This window comes from Affinundibacterium flavidum (assembly GCF_014284175.1).
GTDB lineage: Bacteria > Pseudomonadota > Gammaproteobacteria > Burkholderiales > Burkholderiaceae_D > Undibacterium > Undibacterium flavidum.
The window spans coordinates 129,825-152,683 of record NZ_JACOGA010000005.1; the positions used below are offsets into that span (position 1 = coordinate 129,825).

General features: G+C 46.5%; 18 protein-coding genes. 9 read left to right on the forward strand and 9 right to left on the reverse strand.

Annotation, left to right across the window (positions count from 1 at the left end; genetic code table 11):
- Positions 1 to 2: 2 nt before the first annotated feature.
- Together H8K55_RS06740 and H8K55_RS06745 are read left to right on the forward strand one after the other, a co-directional pair.
- The gene (locus H8K55_RS06740; RefSeq protein WP_186941310.1) at positions 3 to 656 is read left to right on the forward strand and encodes a histidine phosphatase family protein; all 654 of its coding nucleotides are present in this window, start codon (positions 3 to 5) and stop codon (positions 654 to 656) included.
- 119 nt (positions 657 to 775) lie between these two features.
- A complete protein-coding gene (locus tag H8K55_RS06745) occupies positions 776 to 2,998 on the forward strand; it encodes a TonB-dependent receptor plug domain-containing protein (RefSeq protein ID WP_186941311.1) in 2,223 nt (740 codons plus the stop codon).
- 81 nt (positions 2,999 to 3,079) lie between these two features.
- Here H8K55_RS06745 and H8K55_RS06750 read toward each other — a convergent pair whose 3' ends face one another.
- On the reverse strand, positions 3,080 to 4,381 hold the full coding sequence (locus H8K55_RS06750; protein WP_230408512.1) for an amidohydrolase: 1,302 nt from the start codon (positions 4,379 to 4,381) through the stop codon (positions 3,080 to 3,082).
- A 475-nt stretch (positions 4,382 to 4,856) separates the two neighbouring features.
- Between H8K55_RS06750 and H8K55_RS06755 the strand changes: the two genes are divergently transcribed.
- Positions 4,857 to 5,852 carry an aldo/keto reductase gene (locus tag H8K55_RS06755; RefSeq protein WP_186941313.1) on the forward strand — a complete coding sequence of 332 codons (996 nt, stop codon included), beginning with the start codon at positions 4,857 to 4,859 and terminating at the stop codon, positions 5,850 to 5,852.
- Positions 5,853 to 6,005: 153 nt separating this feature from the next.
- Here H8K55_RS06755 and H8K55_RS06760 read toward each other — a convergent pair whose 3' ends face one another.
- The 3 genes from H8K55_RS06760 to H8K55_RS06770 all read right to left on the reverse strand — a co-directional run bounded on the left by H8K55_RS06760 (position 6,006) and on the right by H8K55_RS06770 (position 8,280).
- Entirely contained in the window at positions 6,006 to 6,767 is a 762-nt protein-coding gene (locus H8K55_RS06760; RefSeq protein ID WP_186941314.1) for a head GIN domain-containing protein, read from the reverse strand.
- A 70-nt stretch (positions 6,768 to 6,837) separates the two neighbouring features.
- Complete coding sequence (locus H8K55_RS06765; protein WP_186941315.1) at positions 6,838 to 7,191, reverse strand: hypothetical protein; 354 nt, start codon at positions 7,189 to 7,191, stop codon at positions 6,838 to 6,840.
- Positions 7,192 to 7,404: 213 nt separating this feature from the next.
- A complete protein-coding gene (locus H8K55_RS06770; RefSeq protein WP_186941316.1) occupies positions 7,405 to 8,280 on the reverse strand; it encodes a c-type cytochrome in 876 nt (291 codons plus the stop codon).
- Between the two features lie 407 nt (positions 8,281 to 8,687).
- On the opposite strand from H8K55_RS06770, the gene glyQ reads away from it, so the two are divergent.
- From glyQ to gloA, 6 genes are all read left to right on the forward strand, one after another.
- Positions 8,688 to 9,641, forward strand: a complete 954-nt coding sequence (gene glyQ / locus H8K55_RS06775) for a glycine--tRNA ligase subunit alpha (protein ID WP_186941317.1) — start codon at positions 8,688 to 8,690, stop codon at positions 9,639 to 9,641.
- A gap of 119 nt (positions 9,642 to 9,760) precedes the next feature.
- Positions 9,761 to 11,845, forward strand: a complete 2,085-nt coding sequence (gene glyS, locus H8K55_RS06780; protein WP_186941318.1) for a glycine--tRNA ligase subunit beta — start codon at positions 9,761 to 9,763, stop codon at positions 11,843 to 11,845.
- A gap of 149 nt (positions 11,846 to 11,994) precedes the next feature.
- On the forward strand, positions 11,995 to 12,561 hold the full coding sequence (gmhB, locus tag H8K55_RS06785; RefSeq protein ID WP_186941319.1) for a D-glycero-beta-D-manno-heptose 1,7-bisphosphate 7-phosphatase: 567 nt from the start codon (positions 11,995 to 11,997) through the stop codon (positions 12,559 to 12,561).
- Positions 12,562 to 12,620: 59 nt separating this feature from the next.
- Positions 12,621 to 13,355, forward strand: coding sequence for a lysophospholipid acyltransferase family protein (locus H8K55_RS06790; protein ID WP_186941320.1), 735 nt, complete (start codon positions 12,621 to 12,623; stop codon positions 13,353 to 13,355).
- A 115-nt stretch (positions 13,356 to 13,470) separates the two neighbouring features.
- A complete protein-coding gene (locus H8K55_RS06795) occupies positions 13,471 to 14,370 on the forward strand; it encodes a M48 family metallopeptidase (protein WP_186941321.1) in 900 nt (299 codons plus the stop codon).
- A 114-nt stretch (positions 14,371 to 14,484) separates the two neighbouring features.
- Entirely contained in the window at positions 14,485 to 14,889 is a 405-nt protein-coding gene (gene gloA, locus H8K55_RS06800) for a lactoylglutathione lyase (RefSeq protein WP_186941322.1), read from the forward strand.
- Between the two features lie 59 nt (positions 14,890 to 14,948).
- On the opposite strand, the gene pgi is transcribed toward gloA, so the two are convergent.
- From pgi to H8K55_RS06825, 5 genes are all read right to left on the reverse strand, one after another.
- Positions 14,949 to 16,595, reverse strand: a complete 1,647-nt coding sequence (pgi, locus tag H8K55_RS06805; protein ID WP_186941323.1) for a glucose-6-phosphate isomerase — start codon at positions 16,593 to 16,595, stop codon at positions 14,949 to 14,951.
- Positions 16,596 to 16,612: 17 nt separating this feature from the next.
- Positions 16,613 to 17,386 (reverse strand): 16S rRNA (adenine(1518)-N(6)/adenine(1519)-N(6))-dimethyltransferase RsmA, encoded by a 774-nt coding sequence (gene rsmA, locus H8K55_RS06810; RefSeq protein WP_186941324.1) that lies wholly within the window; start codon positions 17,384 to 17,386, stop codon positions 16,613 to 16,615.
- Between the two features lie 86 nt (positions 17,387 to 17,472).
- A complete protein-coding gene (pdxA, locus tag H8K55_RS06815) occupies positions 17,473 to 18,537 on the reverse strand; it encodes a 4-hydroxythreonine-4-phosphate dehydrogenase PdxA (protein ID WP_186941325.1) in 1,065 nt (354 codons plus the stop codon).
- A 65-nt stretch (positions 18,538 to 18,602) separates the two neighbouring features.
- The gene (locus H8K55_RS06820) at positions 18,603 to 20,033 is read right to left on the reverse strand and encodes a peptidylprolyl isomerase (protein WP_186941326.1); all 1,431 of its coding nucleotides are present in this window, start codon (positions 20,031 to 20,033) and stop codon (positions 18,603 to 18,605) included.
- A 108-nt stretch (positions 20,034 to 20,141) separates the two neighbouring features.
- Positions 20,142 to 22,541 (reverse strand): LPS-assembly protein LptD, encoded by a 2,400-nt coding sequence (locus tag H8K55_RS06825; RefSeq protein WP_186941327.1) that lies wholly within the window; start codon positions 22,539 to 22,541, stop codon positions 20,142 to 20,144.
- Positions 22,542 to 22,859: the final 318 nt, after the last annotated feature.

A 22,859-nucleotide genomic window follows, 5' to 3' on the forward strand; every position in this document is an offset into this window, starting at 1 on the left:
CCGTGACCGAAATTCTATTAATACGCCACGGCGAAACCGCCTGGAATGCCGTGCGCAAATTGCAAGGGCATTTAGATCTCCCGCTGAATGCCGAAGGCCGTCGTCAAGCCAAAGCATTGGCCGCCGGTTTGCAGCAAGAAAAGCTCGCCGCCATAGTCTCCAGCGACTTACAACGGGCCATGCAAACCGCCGGTGAAATCGCCAGACTACAAGGTTTACCAACACGCATTGATGCAGCATTACGCGAGCGTTGCTTTGGCGATTTTGAAGGCAAGCTGTATAGCGAGCTACCTGAAATTTATCCTGAAGAATATGCACACTGGCGTTTGCGCGACCCTGATTTTCATTTCCCGCCAAAACCGGATGACAGCAAAAATGTCGGTGAAAGCATACGTGAATTTCAACAACGAACGATCAGCTGCATTTCGCATTATGCAGACCAATACGCTGGTCAAAAAATTGCCTTAGTCGCCCACGGCGGTGTCCTCGAATGTGCGTATCGCGCTGCCATGAATTTGCCGCTAAACGCCGAACGCACGATTACGATTTACAACGCCAGCATTAATCGCTTCCAGTATCAAGATGGACGCTTGTCGCTGGTGAGTTGGGGCGATATCGAGCATTTGGGAGATGCGATGCTGGATGAAGTTAATTAAGGTAATCGTTGTCGATGTCACCTTCCACTATTTTGATTGCAATTATGAATTGACTGCAATGCATGCATAAATCAAAATGAGCGATTACAAAAAATCAATGCGGCTCCCGCATACCGCTCATGCCTTTCCAACTCATCAGACACCAACACCTTTTCGCCTCCAGCATTTTATTTTTATCGTGTATCAATGCGGCATCAGCACAAGAAAATCAATCGACAGCCCCCACATTAAGTCCGGCTGAGAATAAAGACAAAGCACAACAAATCGAAGTCAAAGCCAAAAGCGAAGCCGATAATGCCAGACGCGACACCGCTGCAAAAACAGTCATTACGAATGAAGAATTAATGCGCTATGGCGACACCAATATTAACGATGCGATGAAACGGGTGCCGGGTGTGTTGGTGGTCAAAGATCAAATGCAACTGCCCGGAATGAATGGGCGTTACACCCAAATCTTAATTGATGGCGAACCACCACGCGGCATCACCATTGCCGACTTACCGATGAATTTAATTGAGCGGGTCGAAATTTATCGTGCTGGCAGTGCGCAATTTAGTAGCCAAGCAATGGCCGGCACTATCAATATCATTTTAAAACGGGTTCCAAGTAATAAGCAGGCACAGATCAAGCTCAACTTGACCAACACCTACAAGCCAAGTGGCAATGTGGAATGGCTCAGTTCCGATAAGATCGACAATTTGTCTTATTCAATTTCTCTTTCAGCCAGAGATAATGGCGCCCTCTTGTCCGCACCTTTTGTATCACACAGCGAAATTTTCGATGAAGTAGATACAAAAAAACAAGCCTACGAATTCAGGAGCCAGCGAAATATGCAAGCGCAAGGTATACGTGTCAATCCGCGCATACAATACAAAACTGAAGGAGGGAGTAGTTTTACATCAAGCTCGTCATTTAATTTCAACCGAAACCACTTTGCAGGTGATGAACGCTACGATTTCTTAGTGGGTGACACCTTACCGATCTGGCGTACCTTGCGCAATTCGCGAGCAGACACGCAGTTTGGCAATACGAGTTTGCGAATGTTGAGTAGTGTTGGTGACGCCAAACTAGACATCAATACAAGCGCCAATATCTACCATTTTTCAGATACCACAAGAGACAATACTTACTCACCAAATAAACTGGCGTTTTATCAAAGAGACGTCAATACCAATACCAAAAATCTAGGCTTTAGCAATACCGGGAAAATTACGGCTCCTGGAAACGAAGAGCACGACATTGTTACCGGCTGGTCCTATTCGAATGCCAACAACCACAACCGTCGACAAGAAATCCAATTTAACTACGTGCCACAGACCTCCGAATCTGGCTTGCAAACGACCTTAGCGAATATTGATAAATTCGCTGTCTTTGTTCAAGATGAATGGAAATTTCGCAAACATTCGTCTGCGTATTTTGGCTTGCGCTGGGAAGCAGTCAAAATCCAGAGTGAAGGGAGTACGCAAGAAAAATTACGTCATCAATCTAGTGTCTTTAGCCCTATCGTACAAAGCTTGTGGCAACTGAACCCCGAAAATAATGACCGCTTACGACTTGGCTTATCAAGAACCTACCAGGCGCCAGCAGATTTCTATTTAATTTCACCGATCTACAAAAGCGCGAACAATTCTTTCTTGTCCCCGAACTTTCGTGGCAATCCGGCACTTCGTCCAGAATTGGCTTGGTCGCTAGACGCGGCTTATGAACACAATGGTAAAGACGATTGGAACTACAACTTGCGCGCCAAATTACGCAGCATTACTGGCTTGCACAGGGACAACGTTAGTCAAGAGAATGGCGTATGGTGGATGATGTATGTGAACGCTGGAAATGCGCTCGCAAAGAGTTTGGAATTTGACACGCAATTTCCTTTAAAGCGTTTCATTGAAAATGCCCCGAATATCGACGTGAGTTTGGATCTATCAAAACATTGGTCAACAGTGACTTATCGGATTGATGCTCATGATTTAAGCACAGCGTACACCGCCAAACACAGTACCGACAGTATTCTCGATCCGATTATCTCTAGCATCAAACTAGGTTTCGACTATCGTGCTAACGACTTACCGCTCAACCTCGGAAGCAATTTTCGCTATAGCGAAGGACATTGGCAGCTTTCCAGCAAGACCCAGCGCGAATTATCCAGCAATCCCTTGGACATTGATCTGTATGCCACATGGAAATTCAACAAGCAAAGTCTGTTACGCTTTTCTATCGACAATCTAATGAAACACGGTTTCAACTATTTATCAGAACGCATAACTCCGGATGAGCGTTCCTTGACCTCCTATCGCAATCCAGCTTTCCGCAAGGTATCTTTAGGTTTTGAGCATCGTTTTTAACTTAAAAGAGAAATCACGGTCTAAAGAAAAAACCGCTCGATAATATTCGTCGAGCGGCTCTAATCATTAACTTCTCCTGACCTATTTCTTCAACAAATCCATCAAAGCAATCACACTAGCTTCCACCCCTGCCCGCACTGCTGGTTCTGGGGTAATTTTGAAGATTGGACTATGGTGGCCTGGTACTGCAGGCCCGCCTTTACTTTCCCTTTCAAAGTCTTCTTTTGGCGTACCGCCGATAGAAAAATACACGCTAGGAATATACGGATCACTGACGAAAAATGGGAAATCTTCTGCACCCATACCGTCACGCATTTTAGGTTTAGCGAAAGCGTCTTTACCTAGTTTTTCAGTCCAGACTTTTTTCAGATGCTGAGTCAAAGGTATATCGTTCAGTGTTGGCGGCGTGGGTGTGTCACGCTCGAATACTTCAGGCAAGAGATTCTCCGGCAGACCTGCAGCGCGGCCAGTATTAATTGCGACGCGTTTGATCGCCGACAGCAGTAAGGCACGTGTTTCTTTACTTTCACTGCGCACGCTTAATTGCAGTTTTGCTTCGTCAGAGATGATGTTAGATTTTGTTCCCGAATGGAAGGAACCAACCGTGATGACAGCTGGCTCACGCGGCGCAACTTCGCGCGTGACTATGGTTTGCAAAGCCATCACAATTTGCGCACCGATGACCACAGGATCTTTACCTAAGTGCGGATAAGCGCCATGCGTACCGACACCATGCACAATGATTTCTACCGTATCAACACCTGAATAAGGCGAACCTTCTTCAGCAGTAATCTTGCCTGCTTCCGAGCCGGAATCAACGTGGAAGGCGAGCGCATATTTTGGCTGGCCAAAGCGTTTCCAAATCTGGTCTTTCATCATCAATACCGCGCCACCAACTCGTTCTTCTGCTGGTTGACCGACCAGCATCAACGTACCCGACCATTGATTTTTACGTGCCGCCATTTGTACTGCTGTACCAACTAAGCTCGTGATATGCACGTCATGACCACAAGCATGCATCACGTTTTGCAACTTACCATCGGGATCTTTTTGCTGCACTTTTGATGCATAAGGCAAACCTGATTTTTCTTCCAGCGGCAAACCATCCATATCGGCACGTAACATGACCAGAGGACCGGGTCCATTCTTTAGCATCGCCACTACACCCGTTTTACCTACACCTTCAGTCACTTCAAAACCAGCAGCGCGCAACTCTTTGGCGAGCCTGGCGGAAGTATTTGTCTCCATAAAAGACAATTCGGGATTTTGGTGAAAGTACTCAAATAGAGGTTTGAGTTGTGCATTGTAATTTTTTGCGATGGCGAGTTTTAATTCGCTATCAGCAGCAAAAGCTGTACCACCGAAAGCAAAAGTGATTGCCAAGGTCAGACCTAATGGTCGCAAACTTTTTTGGATAAACTGCGATGTCGATTTCAAAATCATTTCTCCAGTCAATTAAATTAAAAAACACTGTGGGATTGTGCCTGAATAGCGTCACTGCATTCCCGTTTTATTGCCGACATGGATATGACTTTGATCGAGAAACAACACACTCCACATACACTAGGCAAATAGTCTAGCCAGAGCTTTACCAAGACTTAGTCATAGAACTTAGCCATAAGACTTAAGCAAAACAGTCGCAGGCTTTGTTGCTTTCCTTTGTAATACCCAACAAAGGTAAGACCGTATTAGTCTCTAGAATAAATGGAGCAAGGTAGGGTGCGCCGCGCGCACCAAAGCAGCAGTGCAATTTTCGTAGACCCTAAGTCAAAAGTTTTTGCCGTTTGCACGGAGAAAATATCGACTAAAGAAAATTGCATTACACTTTGGCATTCGTCAATCTTAAATAAGGATACGCATGAACATAACATTACTTCCCCAACGCCTCCTTGGCACACAAGGTTTGAGCGTCTCAGCACTGGGACTAGGTTGCATGGGAATGAGCGACGATGCCTATGGCCAGGTAGATCATGCCGAGGCGGTCGCCACTTTGCGCCGGGCACTGGAATTGGGTGTGAATTTCTTAGATACCGCCGAGGTCTATGGTCCGTATCGCAATGAAGATTTTTTAGGACAAGCATTGCGTGGTCGTCGTCAAGAAGTCGTGCTGGCGACTAAGTTTGGCTTTCGCATTGAAGACGGCACGGTGACGGGTGTGAGCAGTGATCCACGCCAAATTCGCAAAGTCGTCGAAGGCAGCTTGAAACGCCTGAATACCGATTACATCGATTTGCTCTACCAACATCGTATTGATCCAGAAGTACCAGTTGAAGACGTCATTGGCGTAATGGCAGATTTGGTGAAAGAAGGTAAGGTCTTGTACTTAGGTTTGTCGGAGGCTGGGGCTAGCAATATCCGGCGTGCGCATGCCGTACATCCCATCAGTGCACTCCAAAGTGAGTATTCCTTGTGGGAGCGTAATTTGGAAATAGATGTACTACCGGTATTGCGTGAACTTGGGATTGGCCTGGTGCCATTTGCACCGCTCGGACGCGGATTCTTAAGCGGCAATATGAAGCGTGCTGAGGAATATCCTGAAAGCGATTTTCGTCATCTTGATCCGCGTTTACAAGGTGAAAATTTTGATCGTAATCTACAAGCAGCACAAGCCGTTCATAAACTGGCACAGGAAAAACAAGCCACTGGTGGACAAATCGCTCTCGCGTGGCTGATGCGACAAGGTGAAGACATCGTTGCGATTCCTGGCACTAAGCGTCGAAGCTATCTGGAAGAAAATGTCGCCGCAAGCAAGGTGCAATTAACTTCGGAAGAAATGCTTGAATTGGAACAGGCGCTAAGCCAGGTAGCAGGACAGCGCTATAGCCCAGAGCGCATGGCGATGGTTGACCGATAATTTTCTGATGAATACAGAATAAAGTGAAATGAAGCCAGAGGAAAATTAAGAAGAGCAAACTATCACGATGCAGATCTGGGAAGTCGATCTAAGCGTGATAGTCTGCTTATGCGGAATAGAACATCGCAAAATGGAAAATTGCGAAACGACAAATTATGGCTGTGCACCTTTGCGCGTCACGCTACCAGAACCACCGATAGATTTATTCACGCGTGGATCACCGTAGTAACTGACATTGCCCGAACCTCCAATATTGACATTCAGATTGTCAGTCACCCAAGTTTGCACCGACCCCGAACCACCTATACTGATGCGCACATCTTTCGCCGCTAAACGAGAGAGATCCAATTCACCTGAACCACCAATCGAACCGGAGATTTGTGGCACGGCACCGCGCGCAGTAAAGTTACCGCTGCCGCCAATCGCTACTTTAAGGGTTTCAGCTTTAAGTTCGGTCACTTCCATTTCACCAGATCCACCTATTCGCAATTTCAAATCGGTGCTCACAATTTTGTCGCTCTTCACGCTACCTGAGCCCTCTAAAGCAAAGTCATCCAAATTTTTGAAGTTCACCACAACCACTAGATTGCGCGTTTTTGGATAAACATTTTTTTCTTTGGAACGAATTTTGAGCGTATTGCCTTCGACCACAACTTCTAACATTGCTTGAATATTGTCATCGGTTTCTATCTGCACACCTTCTTGCGTACCTTGTCTTAATTCGACTTTGCCGGGTAAAGAAATTTGAATCGCACGAAAATCTTTCGCAGGTCGATCTTGTTTGATAATCTTGCCCGAACCTTCGATACCCTTGCCCCACCAGTTACTCCAATCTGCTGAAGCGGGCATCGCGGTAAATGCACTTGTGAGCAGCGCAAGGGTCAAAAATTGACGACGTAAATTTGGCGTAGACATAATTTCCTCTCTGAAAAGCTATTTCTTGAATACTTGATTAAATTTTGATTTAGCTTTGACTTAGCGTAGTTCAAGCTGATTTTTTGCGTGAGCTGCGAAAAATTAAGGCGAATAAACCGTACAAAATCAAGAATGGAATCATCAATGGTAACAAGGCGAGCGCGAATGATCCCAACACCGCACCTAAAACAACCACCACCACCAAAGCGACTACCGCCAGAATCAACCCTGTAAGGCTCAAAGCAAAGAAGAGCGCACAAAGGCCAACCGCACAGGCAATTAAGAAGCCTGTAAAGCCACCGATATCACCGATCTCTTCGCCGTCGATAACGATGTGAGAAGTATCTAAAGATAAATAGCTCAAAAATAACAAAGTAAAAATGATAGCGATTGCGATAAAAATATTGCGTTGATTAGTTTTCATTTTATTTCCCCTTTTTATATACTTAGTGATTACGCATTAAACCTGTGGCGATCAGTACTTTTGTTTTTTGCTGAGTACTTATCGGATGTTTGTAGTCTAAGCATTCATCCCCGACGCTACCAGCGGATTGCGACAGACTGCAAAAACGGGGGAATAGATCGTCATTTGCTCTGAGTTTCGCATTTGTTGCCCCTCTCGGCTCTTATTTGGCTTTTACCTATATTTACGTTGACTCGCCATACGCTTCAAATATGCGACCAAATCATTGAGCTCCTGCTTAGAGATTGTTTGCTCATCAAAACCCGGCATGAGCGATTGCTTCCAGCTACGCACCGCTCCGGGTTGGCGGATTAATTGTCGCAAGAAAGGTTCTTGCAGATATTCGGTCGGATTAAATGGTAGATTCAAATCTGGCCCAATTGCAGCATCGCCACCGCCATTCATGGTGTGGCACACAGCGCAATTTTTGATGTAGACCTGCATGCCGCGCATTGCTTGTTCATAGCTAATCCTCGACTTAGGTAAAGATTCAGCCGCTGGAATAATTTGTGGATGCCTTTGTTGTAAAGGTAGTTCGACACTGATTTTGGCAACTTGATAAGGCCATTGTTCATTCGTAATTTTGCCTGCTGCTGGCGTTAACCACACCAAATAGAACGGTCCTGCACTCGCTGTTTTCGCAGGATTGTCTGGCTTGACTGCAGGCCAGGCTTGCTCCAGCGTTTCCACTGCAAGATACGGCTGCCCTGCCCCCGCCAAGTCGTGACCTGTAATATTCGCAACAAAGCCATCCAAGGCGACAAATTGCACTGAACCGTATTGGCCAACATTCGGCATCAATTTGGCGAAAGGTACGGCACGGTACTGCATGGTGCGCTGATAGGCAGAATCTTTCAAAATCGTAATGTCTACTGCCTCCGTCAAGAGCTTTTCACGGCTCCATTGCGCCACCTGAGCGCCAGTTTTAATTTCCAGAACGACTTCTTGTGCTTGGGAAACCATAGAGATCCCAACCAGGCTGAACGTCAACAGCGCACCTAAACCTAAGCGCAAACGCCATAATTTAAGTGATAAATACCGATTTTCCATGTCTGTCCTCGCATTGAACTATGAATAATGAATTGAATAAGGGCTTGAATAAGTAGTTGAATCAGTAGGCGAAAAAGTAGTTGAAAAAGTAGTTGAAGAATCAGGCGCAGAAGCATCCCATCACCACAGGCAACTTTCCATTGAACCAAGCCAATGGCAGATCGCTCCAGAATGTCGAAAGTATAGGCTAATCGACAAAAAAACTTCTTTGTGTCGCAGCTTAGCCGCAGCTTTAGTAAAGATCCTGAAAAAAGCAGTGAATTAGAATGAAAAGCTGGGGCAAAGCCGTCGAATCATGGCAAAAAAAGGTTAAAATCAAAGGTTTATAAAATCCTTAGTTCCGTACGGCAAATCGAACTCTGTGCGAGCAACTTAAGTCACCATCCAGCAAAAAAGGCAGAAGAGCTATGCTCACTTTTCAACAAATTATTTTGACATTGCAAGACTATTGGGACAAACAAGGTTGCGCCCTGTTACAACCGATTGATATGGAAGTGGGTGCTGGTACTTCACACACCGGTACTTTTTTACGTGCGATTGGTCCAGAGCCTTGGCGCGCAGCGTATGTACAACCTTCACGCCGCCCTAAAGATGGGCGCTATGGCGAAAATCCGAATCGCTTGCAGCATTACTATCAATACCAAGTCGTATTGAAACCAGCACCAGAAAATATTCTGGATCTCTACCTCGGTTCTTTAAAAGCCCTGGGTCTGGATTTGCAGCAAAACGATATTCGCTTTGTCGAAGACGACTGGGAAAACCCAACGCTGGGCGCTTGGGGCTTGGGTTGGGAAGTCTGGCTAAACGGCATGGAAGTCACGCAATTCACCTACTTTCAACAAGTCGGTGGTCTCGATTGCAAACCTATTCTGGGTGAAATCACTTATGGTATTGAGCGCCTCGCGATGTACCTGCAAGGCGTAGAAAACGTCTACGATTTAGTCTGGACTGAGCGCGAAGAAAATGGCAAAACCGTGCGCTTGTCTTATGGCGACGTATTCCATCAAAACGAAGTCGAGCAATCAACTTTTAACTTTGAATATTCGAACACCGACTTCTTGTTTTCTCTGTTCACCAATTACGAATCTGAAGCGAAGCGTTTATTGGAAATTACCGATACCGTAGAAGAAAAATCTTTGGCTTTGCCCGCTTATGAAATGATTTTAAAAGCAGCGCATACCTTCAACTTACTCGATGCGCGTGGTGCAATCTCGGTGACTGAACGTGCAGCGTACATCGGTCGCATTCGCAATCTATCACGCGCTGTGGCTGCGGCGTATTATGCCTCGCGCGAAAAACTCGGCTTCCCTATGTGTGCTGCGGATGATAAGCATAAACCAGTTCCTGTGTTGGCAGACTAGGCGCAAATACGTAGTCGCAAAACCTGCCCTTGTTGATAAATAAATTGGTGCGCACGGCGCACCCTACATAAGCAAGTTTGGTCGTATCAGACAAAGATAGAATAGATCGAGATAGAAAAATGAATAACACACTCTTAGTTGAATTATTTACAGAAGAATTACCGCCAAAAGCGCTCGCCAAACTCGGCGAGGCTTTCGCCGCTGGTATCGTCCATGGCTTAAAATCACGAGACTTTTTGGAAGCTGATTCAGTTACCACCAGCTTTGCTTCACCGCGTCGGCTGGCAGTCAGCATCACCAAGGTGCGTGCGACTTCTCCCGACAAACAAATGCGTGAGAAGGTTTTACCTGTGTCTGTCGCTATAGATGCCAACGGCAATGCGACACCGCCGCTATCTAAAAAACTCGCAGCGTTGGGATTCCCCAATTTGCAGGTAGCAGATTTAGAACGCGCGGTGGACGGCAAAGCTGAAAGCTTCTTTTATAGCTATACCGCGCCGGGTACGGCTTTAGTTAGCAGCTTGCAGTTGGCACTAGAAGAATCCATCAGCAAATTACCGATTCCTAAGGTCATGAGTTATCAACGTCCGGATGGTGAGACCGTGCATTTTGTACGCCCGGTACACAGCATTATCGCTTTACATGGCACAGACATTTTGCCTTTAGCGGCACTAGGATTAACTGCGGGTCGCGTCACGCAAGGTCATCGCTTCTTATCCACCGGAGAAGTTTCCATCGCCCACGCCGACCACTACGGTGCTGCTCTGGCAGAACAAGGTAAGGTCATCGCAAATGTCGCAGAACGTAAAGAAAAAATCCGCGCTGCATTACAGGCGAAAGCCAACGGCGATCAAGTTCTCATGCCTGAATCTTTGCTGGACGAAGTTGCCGCTTTAGTTGAGTGGCCGGTCGTGTATGAATGCCATTTTGAAGAAGAGTTTTTGGCAGTGCCGCAAGAATGTCTGATTCTGACCATGCAAACCAATCAAAAATATTTCGCCGTGACCGATGCGGCGGGCAAATTGCGTTCACGCTTTTTGATCGTGTCTAACTTAGCGACCGATACACCAGAACACATCATTCAAGGCAATGAACGCGTGGTGCGTCCACGTTTGTCCGATGCAAAATTCTTTTTTGAACAAGATAAGAAAAAAACGCTAGGCGATCGCTTGGGGCAATTATCCAATGTTGTGTATCACAACAAGCTTGGCAGCCAAGCTGATCGCACCCGCAGAGTCATGTCTTTAGCACGTCATATCGCACCTATAGTCGGTGCCGATGAAAATATCGCGGAACGCGGTGCCTTGCTGGCGAAAGCTGACTTGCTGACTGACATGGTGGGAGAATTTCCAGAATTGCAAGGCATCATGGGAACTTATTATGCTTTGCATGATGGCGAACATCCAGAAGTTGCCGCCGCAGCCTCTGAACATTATCAACCACGTTTCGCTGGTGATGCCTTGCCAGCAACCGCGACGGGCACTGCGGTAGCATTGGCTGACAAGCTGGAAACACTGGTCGGCATCTGGGGTATAGGCTTGCAACCAACCGGCGACAAAGATCCATTCGCTTTGCGTCGTCATGCACTTGGTATCTTGCGTATGTTGGTGGAAAAGCGTTTGACGATTTCTTTGCAAGCCTTAATCACAACGGCGACAAATCTGTTTACTGGCAATAGCAATTTCAAAGATCCTGGCGCTGAGGTGCTGAGTTTCTTGTATGACCGTTTGCGCGGACAATTACGTGAACGTGGTTTCTCACAAAACGAAGTCGAAGCCGTGGTCGCACAAAATCCAGATACTTTGGATAATATCGTTGAACGTTTGCAAGCAGTACAAAGTTTTGCGGCGTTGCCAGAATCTGCATCGTTGGCAGCAGCGAATAAACGCATCACAAATATTTTGAAAAAAGCCGAAGGCACGCCGGGCACTGTCAACCCAGCATTGTTGCAAGAAGCTGCCGAACAAGCTCTTTTCAAAGCCATGAGTGATGTTAAACCAGGCGTCGATGCCGCGTACGCTGCAGGCGACTTTACTGGTGCATTAAAGACGCTGGCTGCTTTACGCGAAGGCGTTGATAGTTTCTTTAATGATGTGATGGTAAATGCTGAAGATTTAGCCTTACGCAATAATCGTTTAGCTTTGCTGGCATCTTTGCATGGCATGTTGAATCAAGTGGCTGATATTTCTAAGTTGGCGGCGTAAAGAATGAATGTAGGGCGGGTGCAACCCGCGCCGCCAGTAGGCTGACCTCGCCTACTTTACGTTTTGGCGGCGCGGGTTGCTCCCGCCCTACAATTTGGAACCCAAAGCGACTTCAAGATTTTATGGATACCTTGTTGGATTAAGAAATAATGACACCCACCACCAAACTCATCATCCTCGACCGCGATGGCGTGATCAATCACGACTCCGATGCCTTCATCAAATCCCCTGATGAATGGCGTGTCATCCCCGGTTCAGCGCAAGCGATTGCGCGTTTGAATCAGGCTGGTTATACGGTGGTGGTTGCAACGAATCAATCAGGTGTGGCGCGTAAATTATTTCCGATGACGACCTTAAATGCGATACATCAAAAGATGCATGCAACGGTAGAACAAGTCGGTGGCATGATAGACGCGGTGTTTTTCTGCCCGCACAGCGCTGACGATAATTGTGATTGCCGCAAACCTAAACCAGGCATGCTGCAAGAGATCGCTGCACGCTATAACATCTCACTCAAAGGTGTACATTGCGTCGGTGATTCACTGCGCGATTTGCAATCGGGATTCGTAGTTGGCTGCATTCCAAATTTAGTGTTAACCGGCAAAGGCCAGGGCACTATGAATAAAGGTGGCTTGCCACCAGGCACGCAAATTCACTCTGATTTGGGTGCGATGGTAGATGCATTGCTTACTGCGCAGACTGAAACTAACGATTAACTAGTAACTAGTGACTAGTCACTAAAGACATTGATTGAAATTTCGATTCAGGACACATAATGTATTCAGCTTTTTGTTTTATCCGTTCTTTAATTTTTGCTCTAGTGATGATCATCGCCACGGTGATCTGGGCACCGATTTGCTTCTTGTTTGCACCGCTGCCGTATAACCAACGTTATTGGGCAACTGCGCGCTGGAATGTGTTTATCATCTGGGCGGCAAAAGTCATCTGCGGTATCCGTTATCAAACTCGTGGTTATGAAAATTTCCCTGATGGCCCCGTGATCGTTTTATCCAAACATCAATCGGCATGGGAAACTATTTTTCTGTTAATGTCGACGCCACGCCCACTGGTTTTCGTATTTAAAAAATCCATCACTTACATCCCCTTCTTTGGCTGGGCGATTTCTTTGATGAAGATGATTCCAATTGATCGCAGCAAAGGCAAGGATGCGTTTGCGCAAGTCGTCACCATTGGTCGCAAACGTTTAGCCGATGGACAATGGGTGATTATGTTCCCTGAAGGTACGCGTATTCCCGTCGGACAAAAAGGCAATTACAAAGGCGGTGGCACGCGCCTGGCTATCGAAACAAATACACCGGTCATTCCTATCGCCTTAAATTCCGGTGAATGCTGGCCTAAAAATTCTTTTATCAAACGCCCGGGTCTGATCACGGTATCCGTAGGCAAGCCAATTGCACCAGGCGACATGAATGCGACAGAACTAATGAGCAAAGTCGAAGAGTGGATAGAAGCCGAAATGCGTGTAATTTCTCCACAAATTTACAAATAATTTCTCACATCAAACGCTCAATCGCAGTCATGCTACACTCTTAGAAAGCGCGCTCTTGAGCTTGGGTTTCCGCTCTTCAGCGCGCTGCTAGATACACCGTTTTGAGAGATATCGCATGCCCGCTGCAAAGCCATCTATTTCACCAAAGTCATCACAGCCTTCTTTGATGCAAGGCTTGCAACGCGCATTGCAATTGGATTTTTTCAACGATCTGTTTGGCAATAACGAAGTCGTTGTTGAAAAACGCCCAAGCTCTCCGAGTCAGCCTGACCATGGCGGCAATACAGGCACGCGCAAACGCCAAATTCTCATTCAAGATCAAGTCCTCGAATATGAATTACGTCGCTCCAAGCGCCGCAGCATAGGCTTTTTGATTGCTGATGAAGGTTTGCGTATTACCGCACCGCGCTGGGTTACGCTTGCCGATATTGAACAAGCGATCGCTGAAAAACAAAATTGGATCATCAGCAAACTGCAAGAAAAAAATGCGTTGGCAAAAAGACGGATGCAAGCATGCATGCGTTGGGAAGATGGCGCACGCCTCCCCTATCTTGGAAAGCATCTGACTTTGCGTATCGCGCATCAAGGACGAAGCGCTGTAACACATGATGCAGAGCAAGAAATATTGCATATTTCTTTACCGCCTGATTTTCACGAACAGCAACTCAAAGACCGCGTACAAAGCTGGCTGCAACAAGAGGCTAAGCACATCTTCAATCAACGCCTACCCATTTTTGCGCAGCGTTTAGGCGTAACTTATCACTCCATGAGCTTATCGTCAGCAGGCACACGCTGGGGCTCTTGTACCTCACAAGGCAAGATACGCTTGAATTGGCGATTAATTCATTTTTCACCCGCGATTATCGACTATGTCGTTGCGCATGAACTCTCACATTTACGCGAGATGAATCACAGCGCGGATTTTTGGGCGACAGTCGAGTCTATCTACCCAGAATACGAACACGCAAAGCAACAATTGCGACAACATGCGAGTGCTGATTTGCCGGTATTCTAATCACCATACTGATTGTCTATCCTATCGTTTGCCTTAGGAGCAGGGCTTCAAGGCTAACAATCTTATATGCGGGTACAATCTCCGCTTCCCTATTTCTAATTTTTCGAGACCATCATGCGCTTACTTCACACTATGCTACGCGTCGGCAACCTGCAACGTTCTATCGATTTCTATACCGAAGTATTGGGTATGAAATTACTCCGCACCTCTGACAATCCAGAATATCAATACACACTGGCGTTCCTAGGCTTTGGCAGCAATCCTGAACATGCTGAATTGGAATTAACTTACAACTATGGCGTTGAATCGTATGAGATGGGCACCGCCTATGGTCATATCGCGATTTCGGTACCGGATGCGGCAGCGGCCTGTGCAGCAGTCAAAGCGCGTGGTGGGAATGTGACACGTGAAGCTGGTCCGGTCAAAGGTGGCCGTACTGTGATCGCGTTTGTGCAAGATCCCGATGGCTATAAAGTGGAATTGATAGAGCGTGAATTTGATACGCCTGTGACCTTATAAACAAGCGGTAAATTGGTAGAGCGGGTGCAACTCGCCCTACCAATTCGGAAGTTCGAACCTCAATTATTGCCGTAGCGCCGGAAGTAAGAAATCAGACCGCGAGTTGAGTCATCAAGCTGCGCGTCATACGCCTGATCACCTTTAAGTGCAGGTAACAAACTATTCGCCAGTTGTTTGCCGAGCTCCACACCCCATTGATCAAAAGAATTCAATCCCCACACCACACCTTGCACAAAAACTTTGTGTTCGTACAAAGCCAGTAACATGCCCAGCTGAAACGGATCGAGGCTGGTCATCAATATCGTTGTCGAAGGCTGATTACCGGCGAACACTTTATGCGGTAAGAGCTTGGCGATCTCGGTTTCTTGCAAACCCGCTGCGGCTAATTCTATACGCGCCTGTTGCTCGGTTTTACCAAATGCGAGTGCCGAGCTTTGTGCCAAGCAATTCGCCAACAAAGGTGCCTGATGTCCAGGCAATGGATAATCACTGCTGGCAGCGACCACAAAATCACAGGGGATCAGCCAACCACCCTGATGCAATAATTGGAAGAACGCATGTTGACCGTTCACGCCAATTTCACCCCAGACGATAGGATTCGCGCGGCAACTTAAAGGCTCGCCATCACGCCCCACAGTCTTGCCATTCGATTCCATTTCTAGCTGTTGCAAAAAACCTGGCAAATGCCGCATCGATTCGTTGTAAGGCAATACTGCGGTGGTTTCTGCGCCAAGGAAATTCGTATTCCAAATCGACATCAAAGCCAACAACACTGGCAAATTCTTATCTAAGGGCGCACTACAGAAATGTTTATCCATAGTCTCTGCACCTTCGAGCAAACGCTCAAAGCCACGCATACCGATGGCGAGTGCGACAGATAAACCAACCGCTGACCACAGCGAATAGCGACCACCTACCCAATCCCAAATTTGTAAGATATTCGCGTCAGGAATACCGAATTCATGCGCCTTACTTGGGTTCGATGTGACTGCAATAAAGTGCTTGGCGATCGCCCATTCTTCCATCGCCGCGGCAAGTAACCATGTTCGTGCGGTATGCGCATTAATGCTGGTTTCTTGTGTCGTGAAAGTTTTGGACGCGACGATAAACAAAGTCGTGTGCGGATCGAGTTTTTCTAATAGGGGTGCAAGATGGGCACTGTCCAAATTTGAAACGTAATAGAAATTCAAACCCGGGTGCTGTAAAGCGGACAAAGCACGTGTTGCTAATTTTGGACCGAGATCAGAACCGCCGATACCGATGTTCACAATATTTTGTATCGCATCACCTTTGAAGCCGCGCCACAAGCCGCTGCGCACTCGCTCGACGATATCACGCATTTGTTTTCGCACGGCGTGCACTTCGGGCATGACATCATGCTCTGCATTCGGGAAGGGCGTGAAATCGGTATGGCGCAACGCCGTGTGCAAGACCGCACGATTTTCGCTGAAATTAATTTTTTCACCTGCGAACATGCGATCACGCCAATCTTCTACTTGGGAATGCTGTGCCAGCTTAATCAAATCATTCAGTGCGGCAGCATCTATCCGCTGCTTGGAATAATCCACCAGCAAGCCATCAAGTTCTAGCGAAAAATGTTTAAAGCGCCGCGCATCACCGGCAAATAAATCGCGCAAATGCTGATTTTGCAATCGCGCTTTATGACCCAATAATGCTTGCCATTCAGGAGTATTGGTAAGATTCATAGCGTCAGAATTTTAATTTAGGCTGGCAGCAAATTCGCGAGCGCGACATACTGTTCTAGAGGTATCGCTTCCGCGCGAAGTTGCGGATCGATACCGACGTCCATCAATTGCTGTTCGGTAAAAAGTCCGGCAACGCAATTGCGTATCGTTTTACGACGTTGCGAAAACGACTTGGTTACCACTTGCTCTAAGTTCTGCAATTTGCACGGCAGTTTTTCTTTTTTCGGAATCATGCGCACTATCGCCGAATCGACACGCGGTGGCGGATCAAATGCAGTGGGTGGCACAATGAAGAGTAATTCCATGTGATAACGCCATTGCAGCATCACTGATAGGCGACCATATTCTTTGCCACCTGGCTCCGCGACCATGCGCTCTACTACTTCTTTTTGCAGCATGAAATGTTGGTCTTCAACTTGCTCTGCGTATTCAGCCAAATGAAACAACAATGGACTGGAAATATTGTAAGGAAGATTGCCAACGATGCGCAGCTTTTTTCCCTCATGTACAGGGATAGAAGCAAAATCAAATTGCAAGGCATCGCCTTCGTGAATAATCAATTTAGTCGGGTCAAAACTTTTTTTCAAACGCGCCACCAAATCACGATCAAGTTCGACTACATGCAATTGATCCAAGCCTTCTAACAAGAGACGTGTCATCGCCGCTAAGCCAGGTCCGATCTCTACCATGCTCTCACCATGCCGTGGATTAATGACGCTGATAATGTCATTCAAAACCTGCTGATCGGTGAGAAAATTTTGACCAAAACGTTTACGTGCGATGTGCTTCATATTTTTTATTGTCTGACTATTGACTAGTGATTAATCGATGATTTTGCATGCATCACCAAAGTGGCTACGGCAATGCAAAACAGATTTTAGTTATGATTTGCGGCTTGATTGCGGCTGGCATTTTGACGCGCCACCATTTCTGCGGCGATACGAATCGCCACTTTCATACTGCTAGCATCGGCTAAGCCTGTGCCCAACTTTGCCAAGTCCAAGGCTGTGCCATGATCGACTGAAGTGCGGATCAAAGGCAAACCCAAAGTAATATTCACGCCCAAACCAAAACTGGCATGCTTCAATACTGACAGTCCTTGATCGTGATACATCGCCAATACGCAATCAGCGTCCTTTAAATATTTTTGCTGGAACAAAGTGTCGGCCGGAAAAGAGCCGTGTACATCCATGCCAAAGCTGCGCGCGTGTTGAATCGCAGGATTAATAACCTCAATTTCTTCTCGCCCCAAATAACCGTTTTCACCTGCATGCGGATTTAAGCCTGTGACAAAAATCTTAGGCTTAGCGATACCAAATTTTTCTTGTAAATCGTTATGAATAATCTGCAAGGTTCGCAAGAGATCATCAAACTTGATCGCATCCGGCACTTCACGCAAGGGCAAATGGGTCGTCGCCAATGCCACGCGTAAAGGCTGAGGCAAATGCTTAGATGCTTCACATGCCAACATCATCACGACTTGCGGTGTGTTGGTTTGCTGCGCCAGATATTCGGTGTGCCCAGTGAAAGCAACACCGGCGTCGTTAATCGTACTTTTTTGCAGTGGCGCTGTGACCATCGCATCGCACCAGCCACGTTGTATCGCTTCGATAGCGACATCTAAGGTCGTTAATACGGCACGACCATTACGCGGATCGAGCTGCCCAGCTTGAACATGCGCTGCCAGTGGGCAATCGATAACGGTAATTTGATCTTTACCGCAGCCCGGCAAACCATTGTGTCTGAGCGCTTGCTGCGAGATGCCCATAAGACGGATATTTTTATCCAGATCATGCGCCAACATCGCCAGATAAGCCGCGTCACCTATCAAGATGGGTCTGACCTGCGCACGCAATTCCCACGCCGCCAGTAAGGAAATTTCTGGTCCTATGCCGGCGGGCTCACCAACAGTAATCGCGATGACAGGTAGATTCGATCCCATTATTTTTGATGGTTACTTTTAAGTTTTATTCCTGCTTATTTCAGCTCAATTCAGCTTATTTCCACTTATTTTTGCTCGTTGCGGAATTCAACATAAGCGCGATCACGTAATTGACGTAACCAGTCTTGCAATGCTTCTTCTGATTTGCGAGCACGTACTGATTGACGCGCTGCGACACGTTTGCGCTCTTTTGCATCATCACTGACCTTACGATCTAACACTTGAATCAAGTGAAAACCCATTTGCGTTTCAACTGGATCACTGACTTCATTCACCGCCAATTTATTCATCGTCGTTTCAAAATCAGGGAAAGTATCGCCCGGATGTACCCAGCCTAAATCACCGCCCTTAGAAGCAGAAGAATCCACAGAATTCGCTTTTGCCAACTCTTCAAACGTTGCTGTCTTGTTTGCGATCTTTTGCTTCAATTCTGCCAGCGTACTCTTGACTTGCGCCGCTGTCAGCAATTGTGTAGGACGCATCAAAATATGACGAACATTAGTTTCTTGTACTGTATTTGCAGCAGCAACCGGCGCAATATCGCGCTTCCCTAAGAGTTTGAAAATATGAAAGCCATTCGGGCTGCGGATGATTTCTGAAAAACCACCGACGAAACTGATTTTATTCACCGCTTCAACGAAGATCGTCGGGATTTTATCTTGTTCGCGCCAGCCGACTTCGCCACCTTTTAAAGCTTCATTCGAATCGGAATAAGTCGCTGCGAGTTTGGCAAAATCATCACCGATACGCAATTTTTTATAGACTTCCTGCGCGCGTGCATTCCTTTGCGCGATAATTTCTGGCGTTGCATTTTCTGGGAAACGCACCATGATGTGACCAAGATTAATTTCTTGATTTTTACTTGGCGATACGGCTTCCGCTGCGAGGAAATTATCCACTTCTAATTCGGAAACTTGTAATTTGCTATCGACTTCACGTTCACGCACACGTTGCATCATGATGTCATCGCGAATTTCTTCGCGGAAGGATGCAAACGACGCGCCTTCGCGTTCGATCTGATTGCGCATTTCTTGCAGCGTTGTTTTATTTTGTTCTGCCATTCTTTGCAAAGCACGATCAAGCATGATGTCATCGACGCGCATACCTTGCTCTTTAGCGAGTTGCACTTGCAGGCGATCAATGATCATACGTTCCAAAATTTGCTTTTCCAGATCAGCACGGGCAGGCAATGGCGTACCTTGCGCTTTTAAATTACGTTCGATGGAGTTAATCCGTTCATCTACTTCCATCTTAGTAATCACTTCGTCGTTCACCACGACGGCAATACCATTAATCACTTGCGCTTTTGAAGCTTTTTTTGGTGTAATTTTCGCACCAGCCGCCAGAGGATCTTCAATCGGCGCTACAGGTGAAGCAGTTTGGCTTGCAGGCTTGTTGGCAGTCTGAGCAAAAGCGGCGGCAGAAAAAGAAAGTCCAAATAGGGCTGTCAGGCAAACTGAAAGAGTCAAAGCGGCGGGACGTTTCCATTGATTCATGTGCAAATTGTGTCGCATAGTGATCCAAAATTCATAATAAAAATGAGGCGCTAGCTATTCATCCTCGACTTTTATCGCCATTTTCTGGCGAAAGCTGCAATATACACGCTAATTCGTAGCCTGATAACCTGAAATACTCTTTTTCAAAGTTTCGACAGGATTTGAGCCAAAACCTATTCTTGCCAAGCCGTTTAATTCTAACTGTATAGAAAAACCAGAGTTATTCGATAAGTTCGTAGTCGCGAATCGGTGCGTAACGAAACGCAAAGCCCAGCAGTCGGCACGATATTCAAAGCCTGCTAAGCCTTCGACCAGTTTATTATTTTGCAAAGAATAATTGCTCTTACCCACAACGTACCAGCGATGCGCCATCGGCCATTGACCAGACAATTCTAGCTGCTTCAAGACTTCACGCTGAAATTGGTATTGCAGATTAAGTATTTTCTTCGGTGCCGGCTGCCAGCGAACTGCGTAATTCGAACGCACTGATTGGCGATCACTCTGGCTCACCTGCAAGGCCGCTTCGACATTCAAAGAATCCGATATCTGCCCCGTGCCCGCTAACAATAAATCAGAGCGACTAGGATTGGATTTCCCATCCAAGCTCACTTTTTGCGTATTGAAATAGAAACGCTGACCTAGTGCAAATTTGAAACGTTCAACCCCGTTGTCTTCAATAAAGCGGGAAACCAGCGCCGTTGTGACCTGATTGGAATCCCCGATACGGTCGTGGCCGGTAAATCGGTTTTCACTAAAAATCTGTGCAAAGTTAAAATCGGCGAGTGCGGTATCAAACAACGGATAATCTTTTTGATCGCGATACGGCGTGTTCACGTAGAACAGACGCGGTTCCAGCGTTTGTGTCATTTTCTCGCCCAATAAGCTGGCGCGACGTTCAAACACTAAGCCACTGTCAATAGAGAAAATCGGCACGGTTCTTTGCAAGCTATCTGGCTTACCGGCCGCAGGATTATCGATCTGGTAGCTGGTCGCATGAAATGCTAGCTTCGGTACGATAAAGTAAGCTGGCTGGATATAAGGCAAAGAAACTTGCGGATTAAATACCGCCCGCTGACCACGAGTATAAGTCGGATGCCAGAAACGCGTCATTGAAGCATCAACTGACCAATCCAAACCCGCTACATCGCTCTGCCCTGCATGAAAGCTCAATTGTGGCAAACGCTCATATGGCAAAGTAATCGGCGCGGTAATATCTTGCAGAACTTGGTAACTCGTGGAACGTAATGCGGCATTCCAGAAACTGCCATAGTAATCAAATCCGATATCGCGCACCAACAGACGCTGCGCGGTCTTAGTCGTTGAATTCGAGAAATCGGCCGGATAATCGTTATCAGACGCTTTGTTCAAATTCCATGAGAGTACCAGCTCTGGCGTGAAATTTTGCCTATGCACAGAACTGCCGGAATAACGTGTCGTATCGGTCAACTTATCGCGTATCACTTCAACCGCAGTTTCGCCAGCATAAGCCTCGCCTAAGTAACGTCCTTCCATTCCCAATTGCAAACCACGACGTGCGATGAATTTTGGATGCAAAGTAAAATCACGATTAGGTGCGATATTGAAATAATATGGTGTGCCAAATTCAATACCGCCCTTGTTAGAATGGCCTACCGTTGGGGGTAATAAACCTGAATGACGCGCGCCAGATAAAGGGAAGCTAAAGTTCAGCCAAGAAGGCGTGCCCATAATCGGAACACCTTTGAAGTACAAGACCGATTTACCCGCAACGCCTGTATCTAATCCAGTATCGAGGCTCATCGTATCTGCGCGCAAATACCAATCCGGATCTAAACCTTCACAGGTGCTATAGGTGCCATTAGAAATTTTAGCTTTTTCTTCGCTTTCAAATTCAATTTTTTCGGCACGTCCCTGACCATTATTTTTCGCGAAAAAATAGCTAGGATTTTTTACAAACCCTGCGCCGGTCTCTAAAATAAAACTCATCACGTCGCCGCGATAACAGTCGCCATTGCGCTTCAAAGTCACTTTACCGACCGCGTCTAATTGATCATCCAATTGCAAATAAGTCGCTTGATCCGCACTAAAATTCAAATTGCCGCGCGTTACTTCGACCTGATGTTCGAGCTGAATCATACGATCTGGCTGGCCGGAGACTTGTTCCGCTTTCAGTACTGTCGTTATTGGCGTTATTGAGATTGTTGAGGCTGGGTTGTCAGTTTTTGCAATAGGGCTCTGCGCCATTGCAGGTTCTGCTGAAGGATTTTTCTTGTCCAGACCCGGCTGTTCTTTTGTATTCGGAGTGTGCGCTGGAACCACTTGTTGCGCTTGCGCCGCGCTAAAGGCGGTGAGCAAAATACCTGCCATCAAAGTCTTCGCGTATGCCGGACCTGCCGGAAACATAGCTGCTTGCGTCGATGAATGCGATAATAGCGTTTTTATTGGATGACTTTTCCGGCGCATGGAATGGTTATTTGATGACATTAATTTAAATGTTTCTCTGGCACTTAAGATTGAGCTAACAGACATGTGCATTGCCTTGCTATGAAACTCAGCCTAAGGCTGGCTCCCTACAGCAATGAAAGCAACAATGGCAATATTGCAGTCTATAAAAGCCGCCTATTATAGGCGTAAACTAGGTCTAATCGTTTGTTGACTTAGCTTTCGTGTATGGATTAGTAAGACTGCCTCGATATGGCAAATTCGTAAGGCACATTCGCATGGCACATTCACAACGTACATTTACAAAGCAGACCTACAAAGCACATTTATTTTTGTTGTCAAAATATATTTTCATATACCGCAACTCCAACACGCTCGAATCCACTTGACACTTTTTGCCATTTT

Bases quoted from the DNA above. Each gene is read 5' to 3' on its own strand.
- H8K55_RS06745 (WP_186941311.1), top strand. From the start codon at position 776: ATGCCTTTCCAACTCATCAGACACCAACACCTTTTCGCCTCCAGCATT.
- H8K55_RS06755 (WP_186941313.1), top strand. From the start codon at position 4,857: ATGAACATAACATTACTTCCCCAACGCCTCCTTGGCACACAAGGTTTG.
- H8K55_RS06760 (WP_186941314.1), bottom strand. From the start codon at position 6,767: ATGTCTACGCCAAATTTACGTCGTCAATTTTTGACCCTTGCGCTGCTC.
- H8K55_RS06765 (WP_186941315.1), bottom strand. From the start codon at position 7,191: ATGAAAACTAATCAACGCAATATTTTTATCGCAATCGCTATCATTTTT.
- H8K55_RS06770 (WP_186941316.1), bottom strand. From the start codon at position 8,280: ATGGAAAATCGGTATTTATCACTTAAATTATGGCGTTTGCGCTTAGGT.
- glyQ (WP_186941317.1), top strand. From the start codon at position 8,688: ATGCTCACTTTTCAACAAATTATTTTGACATTGCAAGACTATTGGGAC.
- glyS (WP_186941318.1), top strand. From the start codon at position 9,761: ATGAATAACACACTCTTAGTTGAATTATTTACAGAAGAATTACCGCCA.
- gmhB (WP_186941319.1), top strand. From the start codon at position 11,995: ATGACACCCACCACCAAACTCATCATCCTCGACCGCGATGGCGTGATC.
- H8K55_RS06790 (WP_186941320.1), top strand. From the start codon at position 12,621: ATGTATTCAGCTTTTTGTTTTATCCGTTCTTTAATTTTTGCTCTAGTG.
- H8K55_RS06795 (WP_186941321.1), top strand. From the start codon at position 13,471: ATGCCCGCTGCAAAGCCATCTATTTCACCAAAGTCATCACAGCCTTCT.
- gloA (WP_186941322.1), top strand. From the start codon at position 14,485: ATGCGCTTACTTCACACTATGCTACGCGTCGGCAACCTGCAACGTTCT.
- pgi (WP_186941323.1), bottom strand. From the start codon at position 16,595: ATGAATCTTACCAATACTCCTGAATGGCAAGCATTATTGGGTCATAAA.
- rsmA (WP_186941324.1), bottom strand. From the start codon at position 17,386: ATGAAGCACATCGCACGTAAACGTTTTGGTCAAAATTTTCTCACCGAT.
- pdxA (WP_186941325.1), bottom strand. From the start codon at position 18,537: ATGGGATCGAATCTACCTGTCATCGCGATTACTGTTGGTGAGCCCGCC.
- H8K55_RS06820 (WP_186941326.1), bottom strand. From the start codon at position 20,033: ATGAATCAATGGAAACGTCCCGCCGCTTTGACTCTTTCAGTTTGCCTG.
- H8K55_RS06825 (WP_186941327.1), bottom strand. From the start codon at position 22,541: ATGTCTGTTAGCTCAATCTTAAGTGCCAGAGAAACATTTAAATTAATG.